Source organism: Aeromonas finlandensis, assembly GCF_000764645.1.
Lineage (GTDB): Bacteria > Pseudomonadota > Gammaproteobacteria > Enterobacterales > Aeromonadaceae > Aeromonas > Aeromonas finlandensis.
In genome coordinates this window covers 1-9,760 of sequence record NZ_JRGK01000079.1, presented here as the reverse complement: position 1 = coordinate 9,760, position 9,760 = coordinate 1, and the positions used below count along the sequence as shown (strand labels likewise).

General features: G+C 55.0%; 7 protein-coding genes. 6 read left to right on the top strand and 1 reads right to left on the bottom strand.

Annotated features, from left to right (window positions below; genetic code table 11):
• The 6 genes from LD28_RS0109245 to LD28_RS0109220 all read left to right on the top strand — a co-directional run.
• Nucleotides 1-844: restriction endonuclease subunit S (locus LD28_RS0109245; RefSeq protein ID WP_033136688.1), on the top strand; the 844-nt coding region annotated here is incomplete at its 5' end.
• A gap of 1 nt (nucleotide 845) precedes the next feature.
• The gene (locus LD28_RS0109240; protein WP_033136686.1) at nucleotides 846-1,532 is read left to right on the top strand and encodes a UPF0149 family protein; all 687 of its coding nucleotides are present in this window, start codon (nucleotides 846-848) and stop codon (nucleotides 1,530-1,532) included.
• Nucleotides 1,533-1,657: 125 nt separating this feature from the next.
• Entirely contained in the window at nucleotides 1,658-3,163 is a 1,506-nt protein-coding gene (locus LD28_RS0109235) for an AAA family ATPase (protein ID WP_033136687.1), read from the top strand.
• A complete protein-coding gene (locus tag LD28_RS0109230) occupies nucleotides 3,154-4,647 on the top strand; it encodes a VWA domain-containing protein (protein WP_033136685.1) in 1,494 nt (497 codons plus the stop codon). Before LD28_RS0109235 ends, LD28_RS0109230 begins: the two co-directional genes overlap by 10 nt.
• Nucleotides 4,644-7,946 carry a type I restriction endonuclease subunit R gene (locus tag LD28_RS0109225; protein ID WP_033136684.1) on the top strand — a complete coding sequence of 1,101 codons (3,303 nt, stop codon included), beginning with the start codon at nucleotides 4,644-4,646 and terminating at the stop codon, nucleotides 7,944-7,946. The genes LD28_RS0109230 and LD28_RS0109225 overlap by 4 nt, the downstream gene beginning before the upstream one ends.
• 4 nt (nucleotides 7,947-7,950) lie before the next feature.
• Nucleotides 7,951-8,742 carry a M48 family metallopeptidase gene (locus tag LD28_RS0109220; protein ID WP_033136683.1) on the top strand — a complete coding sequence of 264 codons (792 nt, stop codon included), beginning with the start codon at nucleotides 7,951-7,953 and terminating at the stop codon, nucleotides 8,740-8,742.
• Nucleotides 8,743-8,981: 239 nt separating this feature from the next.
• On the opposite strand, the gene LD28_RS0109215 is transcribed toward LD28_RS0109220, so the two are convergent.
• A partial coding sequence (locus LD28_RS0109215; RefSeq protein WP_033136682.1) for a permease occupies nucleotides 8,982-9,760 on the bottom strand: 779 nt, incomplete at its 5' end.

The following is a 9,760-nucleotide window of genomic DNA, read 5'->3' as shown; positions in this document are numbered from 1 at the left end:
GAACATACTGCCACAATATATTGCATTTGTAGCTAGGTCTTCATTTTTCAAAAGCCAGATATCTCAATATGGTGGCGGAACAAATATATCAAATTTAAGTCAGCAAATACTTAATGATATTGCTTTGCCGCTGCCCCCACACGACGAGCAGAAAAAAATCGTCCAAATCCTTTCTACATGGGATAAGGCGATCAGCACCACCGAGCAATTGCTGGCCAATAGTCAGCAGCAGAAAAAGGCGTTGATGCAACAACTGCTCACCGGCAAAAAACGCCTGCTGGATAAGAATGGGGTGAGGTTTAGTGGGGAATGGGAAAGTAAGCCTCTATCAGACATAGCAGAAGTCTATCAGCCAAAGACTATATCGCAGTCAATGTTGACTGAAACTGGTTATCCCGTTTATGGCGCAAACGGAATTATTGGCCTCTACGAAGAATTTAATCACGCAACTGAGCAAATCGCGGTTACTTGTCGGGGTAGTACATGCGGCGTTGTTAACTGGACTCAGGCTCAGTCATGGATTACAGGGAATGCAATGGTTATTAATACCGATAATTTTCCCGCTATAAGTAAAAAGTTCCTCTTCTATGTATTGGATGGAAGCAATCTGTCGTACTTAATATCAGGATCTGGTCAGCCACAGATTACGGGAAATATAAAAACTCACGTGGTGAAAATTCCCGCACTAGAAGAACAACAAAAAATCGCCGCCGCACTGTCCACCGCCGATCAAGAAATTACCACCCTGCAACAAAAGCTCGATGCCCTAAAACAAGAGAAAAAAGCGCTGATGCAACAACTGCTGACCGGCAAACGGCGGGTCAAGGTCGAGGAGGCCGCTTAAGATGAACCCACTCACGATAGATGCCGCCGATGAGGCGGAGAACCTCTGGCTGGAAGCGCGCTTGCGCGAATATGGCAACCCCAATGCCATTCGCAACCTCTCCGAGCTGGATGGCTTTCTGACCGCCGTTATCTCCGGCCCACAGCAGCCGCCCATTGATCGCTGGTGGCCCGCCATCTGGGGCGGGGTTGAGCCCGCATGGCGTGATCGGGCCGAGCGGGATCGTGTGATGCAACAGGTGATGATCCAGCTGGCATTCCTCTCCTATGCCCTTACCGAGCAGCACGACGAGTTCGAGCCCATTTTTACCCTTGCCCCCAATATGGAACCCCCCGTCGAGATCGCCAAATGGTGGTGTGCGGGTTATCTGCGCGGTGTGGCATTGGGCAACTGGTCCGCGCTCCCCCATCCACAGCAAGAGGCGCTGGCACTTATTCGCCTGCATGGCAGCGATGAGCAACTGGCGCAGTTGACCCGTCTCTCGCTGACGCAATACCAACAGAGCGTGGCCGAGGTGGCCCCCGCCGCGCTGCGGCTGCACGCCTATTTTCTCGCCCAACGGGGGCCAAACAGGGCGCCTGTCGCGGTATCATCGATGAAACCGGTCAACACCCCCGCCAAGGTCGGGCGCAATGAGCCATGCCCCTGTGGCAGCGGCAAGAAGTACAAGCAGTGCTGTCTGCACTGATCAGTCGCTCGGCCCTTGGGCCGTCACCTCAGAGAGGGTGACGGCCACGGCGAATGGCAAGCATTGGCAGCATCCGCATTGCCATAAAAAAATTTAATAAAACAAACAGTCAGTTAGGGATAAACATGAAATTACAACAACGGATGGAACGGCTGGTCAACGCGGTATGTGAGGGGATGTTCGAGCGGGAGGAGGTGATCTCGGTGGCGTTGCTGGGTGCCTTATGTGGTCAGAATACCTTTCTTTACGGCCCACCCGGCACGGCCAAAAGCCTGATCTCCCGTCGCATCGCCTGTGCCTTTGCCAATCCGGCCTACTTCGAGTACCTGATGAACCGGTTCAGTACCCCCGAGGAGGTCTTTGGCCCCATCTCGATCAAGGCACTCAAAGAGGATCGGTATGTTCGTAAAACCGAGCATTATCTGCCCCAGGCCGATTTCGCGTTTCTGGACGAGATATGGAAATCGAGCCCGGCGATCCTCAATACCCTGCTGACACTTATCAATGAGCACACCTTTCGCAACGGCGAACAGATCGAGCAGGCCCCACTGAAAGCCTTGGTGGCTGCATCAAATGAAACGCCCGATGCCAATCAGGGGCTGGATGCGCTGTATGATCGCTTTATCATCCGCCTGATGGTCGGGCCCATTGAGCAGTCTGATAATTTTGAACGATTGCTGGCGTGCAAACCGACCGAGGCGGCCATCAGGGTTGATGACTCGCTTATTGTAAAGGCCGATGAGTGGGCTAAATGGCGAGAGCAACTGCATGAGGTGAGTTTGTCACCGGAAACCCTGACCATTATTCGCCTGATCCGCAGTGAACTCGCCACCAAATATGACAAACTGAAGGTCTATGTTTCCGACCGCCGCTGGCAGCGGGCGACCCAACTGCTCAAGGCTGCTGCCCTCTTTAATGGCCGCAGCGAAACCAATCACAGTGATGCCTTGCTATTGCGGCACTGCTTGTGGACCCATGAAGAGAACCGTCTTGCCGTTAACGATATCGTCGAGCAAGCCGTCAAGGATACCGGTTTTGACAGTGGTATTAATCTCGCGCAGATTGATGCCGAAAAAGAATCATTGGAGAAAGAGATCCATAATGAACTTTTCAGTGCCACTGATATTTACGATACACAGATTATTAATGGGCACGCTTTTTTCAAAGTGAAGAACGACTTTGATAATACTAGGATTGGTTCTTACATTTTTATTCCATTGGATAACCTTAAGAACACACATGAATTCCACCCGACAAGTGAAACGGGTAATGAACTAAATTATATTGTCTGTCAATTTGATGGCCAGGGTACTTGTCGGATATCAATGAAGAGCCGATTTGGCAGTTTTAATTTCAAACCAGAAGTTCTCTTCCATAAAGGTGACAAGAAACCAAATATTAACAAGCGGCTTATCACCTCATTGGCTGAGTCGGTGGCAAAAACCAGAGAACAGCTTATAGCCACTCTGAATAAGATAGAAAAACAGTGCCAAGGCTATGAGAAAAAATTGGCATCCATTTTCGTTCCTGCCCAGCAGAGCGCATTGGCTATTGATGGCATTACCGAGCAGATTGCTCGGCTCAAATTGCGTATCAAAGATTGTGAACGGCTGGAAGCCTTATGCAAATAAGCCAGGTGGAGAGTGCTTCGCATCTCGCTCAAAAAGAACTCCGCGACAGCTATGGTGGATTGCTGGCTCACTCCAGCTCGCTGACCAGCCAGGTTAGGCAGCACATTGAGGAGTGGAAGAGAGATACTGAGGCAGCGTTGACCAACGAGTGTCCATTCACTGAGCATGCCCACAAGCTGAACCATTGGCGAAGAGCGAGTGCGCTTGGTGATATATCCAAAGCCTCTTTTCAAGGGGCGGTGGACGATTTTCTCGCACTCTGTAAAGCCAGCCAGCACCCGGTGGACCCGCCATTTTGGCAAAAGCAGGTTGCCGATAGTTTCGCTCAGGACGTAGAGCAGCCGAGTGCGGATAAGGCCGTCAGTTGCCAACTGCTGGCTACTGAATGGCAAAAGGTGCTGGATAAAGCCCGCAATAGTTGGGAGCTGGCCAGGATCGAGCAGCTGCGTCGCCAGTTAATGGAACGATTGGAGAGCATGCTCAAGCTGTTGCAGCAGTTGCAACCTCTGCTTGAAGCGTTGGGGCTGGATCCGGGGCGACTGGTTGATCTCTCCAGTGGCCAGCTCTCTGCCCAAGATCTGGCCCAGTTCCAGAAGTGGGCAAGCTATCTGGCAAACGACAAGGGGTTGCATGCGTTATGCGACTTGCTCGGCAAGATCCGGCAGATTGAACTCTCCGAAAAGATTGAGCGGGTGAAGGTCAACCACGTTCTGGATCTCTGTCTGCCCGATATCAACTCCCGAGAGGAGATAGTGGGTATTCGGTTGGGACGAGATCTGGAGCATGTATTGCCCAGCGAGAAAGCCCTGTTGGCTGATGACGAGACCGCATTGCTGTTTGATTTGAAGTTCGTCGAGTCACGACTGATGAGCTTTGATATGGCAGGTATGCAGACTCAACATCTGCATGTTGAACGAGAAGAGGAGAGGCAGGTCAACGAAGAGGAGAAGCGCGGCCCCATGATCCTCTGCGTTGATACCAGTGGCTCGATGAGCGGGGCGCCCGAGACGATCGCCAAAGCGATGACGCTATTTCTGGCAACCAAAGCGAGAGAGGAGCAACGCCCCTGTTACCTGATTAACTTCTCTACGGGTATCAGGACCTTGGAGTTGAGTGGAAAATGGGGCCTTGCGTCGATAATCGACTTTCTGAAAATGTCGTTTCATGGTGGTACTGATGCGGCACCAGCCCTTGGCCATGCGTTGAAAACCATGGCCGCAGAGACCTACCAAAAGGCCGACCTGTTGATGATTTCTGACTTCATCATGGCGGATCTGCCACCGGAGACCCTGGCAAATATCGAGCAACAGCGTGGTAAGGGTAACCGCTTTTACTCTCTGGTGGTCGGCTCTGCCTATATGGTTCAGCGGCTAAAGCGCCTCTTTGACCATGAGTGGGTGTATAACCCGACGACGAGTACCATTCATGAGTTGATCGGCTTTCAGCAAAAAATTGACAACCAGTTTGAGGCATCCCCGTTATGAAGGCCTTGCCGAAATTTCAAGAAGAGTACAGCGCCAAGCTCCCGGCCCTGACCCTGCTGACCCAGTTGGGCTGGTCTTTCCTCTCCCCTGAACAGGCGCTGGCGGCGCGGGATGGCAAGGCCGATCAGGTGGTGCTGCGTCAACAGCTACGCAACGTACTGGCCGAGCGCACCTTTGTGTTTGCGGGCAAGACCTATCCGCTTTCCCCTAAGTCAGTGGACAATCTGGTGAGCGAGCTGTGCAGTCCGGCCCTGAATGAAGGGTTGCAGGCGGCCAACGAGCGGCTCTATAACCATCTGCTTTACGGTATGTCGGTCACCGAGTTTGTCGATGGCAAGAAGGTGAGCCCCACCATCCCCCTGATTGACTGGCACAATCCGCACAATAACCGCTTTACCTTTACTGAAGAGTTCAGAGTGACTCGTTCTGGTGGTATCGGCTCTTCGTTTCAAGAGCATCGCCGCCCCGATATCGTCTGCTTCGTCAATGGCTTGCCCCTGGTGGTGATCGAGGCCAAGCGCCCGGATGGCAACGCCAAAAAAGGGCCGACCATCAAGGAGGGGATCTCCCAAAGCCTGCGCAACCAGCGCCCCGACGAGATCCCGCTGCTGTTTGCCTATAGCCAGTTGCTGCTCTCCATCAACGGTATCGAGGGACGATATGCCACCTGCGGTACGCCGGAGAAGTTCTGGGCCGCCTGGCGCGAGGAGGACATCGGTGATGGTGCAATGACGGCCATCAAGAATCAGCTGCTCTCATCCGCACAACTATCTACCCTGTTTAGCCACCGGCCCGTCGCCGATCTGGACTGGTATCAGTCGCTGGTTGCGGCTGGTGAGCTGGCGGTCAGCGAGCAGGATAGACTGCTAATTAGCCTGCTCTCGCCGGAGCGGTTGCTGGAGATGACCCGGCTGTTCACCCTGTTTGACAAGAAGGCGGGCAAGATAGTCGCCCGCTACCAGCAGGTGTTTGGCATCAAGCGGTTAATCGAGCGTATCAACCAGAAACGCCCAGATGGCGGGAGAGAAGGTGGGGTGATCTGGCACACCACCGGCTCGGGTAAATCCTTCACCATGGTGTTCCTCAGCAAGGCGCTGATCTTGCACGACAGTTTGAAACAGTGCCGCCTGTTGGTGGTGACCGATCGGGTGGATCTGGAGAGCCAGCTCAGCAAGACCTTCGCCTCCAGCGGCGAACTCGCGGGCAAGAAAGATAAAGAAGCGGCCATGGCCACTTCGGGCAAGCGGCTGGCACAGCAGATCGGCAAGGGCAGCGAGCGCATCATCTTCTCGCTTATTCAGAAGTTCAACTCAGCCACCAAGTTGCCGGAGTGCAGCAACAAGAGCCCGGATCTCATCGTGCTGATCGATGAGGGCCACCGCAGCCAGGGGGGCGAGAACCATATCCGCATGAAGCAGGCGCTGCCCAACGCTGCCTTTGTCGCCTTTACCGGCACGCCGCTGCTCAAGGATGACAAGACCACCAACAAGTTCGGCCCCATCGTCCATGCCTACACCATGCAGCGGGCGGTCGAGGACAAGACGGTGACGCCGCTGCTCTATGAGGAGCGCATCCCTGATCTGGAGGTCAACGAGCGGGCTATCGACAGCTGGTTTGACCGCATCACCCAGGGGTTAAACGAACAGCAGCAGGCCGATCTGAAACGCAAATTTGCCCGCAAGGGCGAGATCTACAGCGCGGAAGATCGCATCAAGCTGATTGCGTTCGATATCGCCAGTCACTTTTCAAACCACATTGTCGAGGGGCTCAAGGGTCAGCTGGCCTGCGACAGCAAAGCCTCGGCGGTGCTCTATAAAAAGTACCTCGACGAGGCTGGGCTGTTCGAATCGGCGGTGGTGATGAGCCCGCCCGACAGCCGTGAAGGCAACACCGAGGTGGATGAATCGACCACACCGCTGGTTACTCAGTGGTGGAAGGAGAATGTCGGCACTCTCTTTGGTTTTGGGGATGAGCAGGCTTACACCAGACAGGTCGTGGACCGTTTCGATCAGGATGACGACCTCAAGTTGCTGATCGTGGTGGACAAGTTGCTGACCGGCTTCGATGAGCCAAAGAACACCGTGCTTTATATCGACAAACCGTTAAAAGAGCACAACCTGATCCAGGCGATTGCACGGGTCAACCGGCTGCACCCGAAGAAGCAGTTTGGTCTGCTTATCGACTATCGCGGCATCTTATCCGAGCTCGATACCACCATCGGCAAGTATCAGGATCTCGCTTCCCGCACCCAGGGCGGCTATGACGTTGACGACCTCAACGGTCTCTACAACCAGATGGGCACCGAGTACAAGCGGCTGCCTCAGCTCTACCAGACCCTGTGGAGCATCTTTGCCGGGGTAAAGAACAAGCAGGACATCGAGCAACTGCGCCAAGTGCTGGTGCCCAAGATGGAGGAGCTGGACGGAGAGCTGGTGGATGTGCACCTCAAGGTGCGCGAAGATTTCTACGAGGCGCTCACGGCGTTTGCCAGTTGCCTGAAAGTGGCGTTGCAGTCAGCTTCCTTCTTCGAGGACAGCGCCTTTAGCGAGGCGGATCGTCGCCACTACAAGGAGACGGTGAAACAGCTCTCCAGCCTGCGCCAACTGGTGCAGCAGGATGCAGGTGAGAAGGTTGACTACGACGAATATGCCGAGCAGGTGAAGAAGCTGCTGGATAAGCATGTGGTCGGTGTAGAGGTCAAAGAGCCGGGTGGCTTCTATGAAGTCGGCAAGATGGGCCAAAAACAGCCAGAAGAGTGGAACGAGAACAAGACCCGCAACGAGACCGACATCATCAAGACTCGGGTCACCCGCATGATTGAGCAGGAGCTACGCGACGACCCTTACGCCCAGGAAGCCTTCTCCAAGCTGCTGCGCCAGGCCATCCTTGATGCCGAGAAGCTGTTCGAGCACCCGCTCAAGCAGTACATGCTGTTTCGGGAGTTCGAAGAGCAGGTACAGGAGCGCCGCCTGAGTGACATTCCTGACGCCTTTGCTGGGCATCGCCACGCTCAGGCCTACTTTGGGGTGTTCAAGAAGGTGCTGCCGGAGGTGTTTGCCATCACCGACAGCCAGGTACAGGACAAATGGATAAAGCTGGCCTTCGAGATCGATACGGTCGTGGATGCATCGGTAGCCGAGCACTCCATCAACCCGCAGAACATCGAAGCAGGCATTCGCAAGCAACTGCTGCCACGCATGTTCCAGGAGTGCAAAGCCATCGGCAGTGGTATGGAGCAGGCCAAGAAAATCGTCGAGATGGTGGTGCAGATCACCCGAGTCGGCTTGAGCGGAGTCTGATCGGATGAATGTGCCTATTAGGGACAAGGGCGATGCTCAGCCCCACATTCCAGCACCCTCTTTTCACTTTCGCTACGGCGATGAGCTGATTGCCTTCGAGCGGGTCGCGCGGCCACAAGCCAGCGGCAAGGTACTTATCAAGGTGCATCCCGATTGCCGCGTCGTGGTCTCGGCCCCGCGTGAGGCGGCTGATGATGCGGTTCTCGCAGCGGTCAAACAGCGCGGACGCTGGATCTACGAGCAGTTACGCGACTTTCGTCAGCAGTTGGAGCACGTCACCCCACGCCAGTACATCAGTGGGGAAAGTCACTATTACCTCGGCAAGCAGTACCTGCTCAAGGTGATAGCGGCACCTGATGCTGTGCAGGGGGTCAAGATGCTGCGTGGCAAGTTGGAGGTGTCGGTCAGGAGTCCAGTCACTGATAGCGCAAAGAGAGCCGGGAAAGTACGGGCATTGCTGGCTGATTGGTACAAGGCCCGAGCCAGGGAGGTGTTTGCCAGACGACTCAATGCCATGCTCGATCAGGCCATCTGGGTCACCGAACGTCCGCCACTGCGTATCCTGACCATGCAGACCCAGTGGGGAAGTTGTTCCCCCCATGGCCGGATCACGCTTAACCCACATCTGGTCAAAGCGCCCCGCGAGTGTATCGATTACGTGATCCTGCACGAGCTCTGCCATATCGCCGAGCACAACCACAGCGAGCACTTTTATCGGCTGATGAGTCAGGTGATGCCCGGTTGGGAAAAGACCAAAGAACTGCTGGATGGCATGGCTAACCGCTTGTTGACGTAGCGGTTTTCGCGAGATGGAAATGGGGCATCGTCTGTGACCATGGTGGCAGACTTCAAAGTGATGGCCTACTTCCGGATTTGCCTTCCAACGGCGTTGTTAATGGGTAGGTGCGACATCCCATTAACAACGCCTCGGGCTATAACAAAACGCCGATCATCCGATCGGCGTTTTATCTATGCGAAGCCTGATGGTTCCACACTCAGCTGGCTTAACACTTTGCCTGTTTAAAGATGGGTGGTTTAAAACAGCAGTTGGGTCAGGTAGCCCATCATCACGGCCATCCCCAGTATCACGGTCAGGAAGGCCGCAATCATCGGGGTTCTGAACATCGATTTGAGCAGGATCACCTCGGTCAGGCTGGCTCCGGCACTGCCGATGATCAGCGCCATAACGGCGCCCATCCCCATCCCTTTGCCCAGCAGTACCGACGCGAGCGGGATCACGGCCTCGGCGCGGATGTAGAGGGGGATCCCGACGATGGCGCTGAAGGGAATGGCCAGCGGGTTGTCGGCGCCAGCATGGGCAGCGATCCACTCGGCCGGAATAAAGCCGTAGATAAACGAGCCGACGAGCACCCCCAGCAGCAGGAAGGGCAATACCGCTTTGAACTGCTGCCAGGCATCGATGCGAGCCTTGACCCAGGCAGTGGGGAGCTGTGGCGCACTGGTCAGGGTTGCCGTGCCATCGCCGCAGCAGGAGAGAGTGGCTTGTTCGGTCATCTCTGGTTGCGCTGCTGCGCAGCATGCCGCCCCGTTGAACGGTTTGACCGAGCGAATGGCGCCGCGTTGGTTGTCACTGCAATTTGCCTGGGTTTTGGTACGAAGGGCTGGGCCACAACCACTGCTGCAGGAGGGGATTGCCTCTTTGGGGTCGATGATATGGCGCTCGAACCCCAATCTGTCGAGCAGCATGCTCGCCATGACGGAGACGCTGGCGGCGATCACGGCGTAGAGCAGGGTCACTTTCCAGCCGAAGGTGGCCCACATCAAGCCGACGATGATGGGGTTCAGCAGTGGTG